This is a genomic window from Cohnella sp. 56, assembly GCF_037963805.1.
In the GTDB taxonomy this organism is placed as follows: Bacteria; Bacillota; Bacilli; order Paenibacillales; family Paenibacillaceae; genus Cohnella.
In genome coordinates, this window is sequence record NZ_JAZDQE010000037.1 from 1 (window position 1) to 1,309 (window position 1,309).

2 protein-coding genes are annotated in these 1,309 nt (G+C 50.1%); both read left to right on the top strand.

Annotation, left to right across the window (positions count from 1 at the left end):
• Window positions 1-79 precede the first annotated feature (79 nt).
• Entirely contained in the window at window positions 80-370 is a 291-nt protein-coding gene (locus tag VQ071_RS29215; RefSeq protein WP_340518540.1) for a transposase, read from the top strand.
• A 17-nt stretch (window positions 371-387) separates the two neighbouring features.
• Window positions 388-1,254 (top strand): IS3 family transposase, encoded by an 867-nt coding sequence (locus VQ071_RS29220; RefSeq protein WP_340518542.1) that lies wholly within the window; start codon window positions 388-390, stop codon window positions 1,252-1,254.
• Window positions 1,255-1,309 lie beyond the last annotated feature (55 nt).

The window sequence follows — 1,309 nt, forward strand, 5'->3', positions numbered from 1 at the left end:
TGGAGTGCTACGATAAAAATGCAGTCGAAAAACCCCCTCGTATGAAATAAAATGAAAGCTAGCGAGGGGACGAGGACGCATGAACAGGTATGACAAGGCATTCAAAGAAGAAGCCATAAGACTGAGCGATGAGATTGGGCTCAAGAAAGCCGCCGAGCAATTAGGCGTAGCCTATTACACTTTGCAGGACTGGAGAAAGCGCAGAGCCCTGCACGGTGACGGAGCGCATATCGGGAGCGGACACGCTTACGCACCTACCGATAAGACTGCGCGTGAAATCGAATTAGAAAAAGAAATAGGCGAGTTGCGCCGAGCCAATGAAATTCTCAAGGACGCACTCGGTTTTTTCGCCAAAGACCGGAAGCGGTAAAGGCACGCCAGCTCCATGTGTTCATCACTGGACGACGGGATCGTTGGCCCGTCAAAGAGATGTGCCAGGTGCTTACGGTCAGCGAACGGGGCTATTACCGTAGCTTAAAGTCTACGCCCAAGCAGGAGCGGCAGCAACGCCTTCTGGTCCAAATCAAAGACATCATAGGAGAACATGAAGACAACCGTAATTACGGTGTCCGGCGTATTCTGCTGGCGCTGTCACAGGTCGAGATCAAGGCCAGCTACAGCACTGTCTATCGCATCATGAAGAAGCATGGCCTGCTGAAGAAAGCGAAGCGTCATCCAAACGGTATTACACGTGAGGATGCCGCAGCTCAAAAGAGCGAGAACCTGATCCAAAGAGACTTTAGAGCCTCAGCACCCAACCAAAAATGGCTCTCGGATATTACCGAAGTCCCTTGTTCAGATGGCAAGCTATATCTGTCCGCGGTACTGGATTGCTTTAACGGAGAGATCGTGGGCCTCGCCATGGACGACAACATGCGTAAGGAACTCTGCATCCAAGCCTTTGAGAACGCCTGTCGCGCAAGAAATGCCCGTGGAATGATTTACCATAGCGATAGAGGCAGCCAATTCACGAGCCGCGCATTCCGAGAGTGCCTGGCTAAACGAGATGCCATTCAGAGCATGAGTGGCACAGGGCGTTGCTACGATAACGCAAGGATGGAAAGCTTTTTTGCGACGCTAAAGAAAGAAAAGCTTTATAAGATCCACACAGCGCGTTATCCGATGGCCCATATTAAAGCGATCATCTTTAGATACATCATGGTCTACTACAACAGGCGCCGGATCTACACTTCTAATCCAGGGGGATGGCCCCCAGCTATTTATCGTGAAAGAATGCTATCACAAGCTGCTTAGTAACGGGATTTCTGTATGAGGGTGTTTTCAAACTGCACTTTTTTTGACAACTCCA

Excerpts from the sequence above, each read along its gene's own strand:
- VQ071_RS29215 (WP_340518540.1), top strand. The coding sequence starts at position 80 with ATGAACAGGTATGACAAGGCATTCAAAGAAGAAGCCATAAGACTGAGC.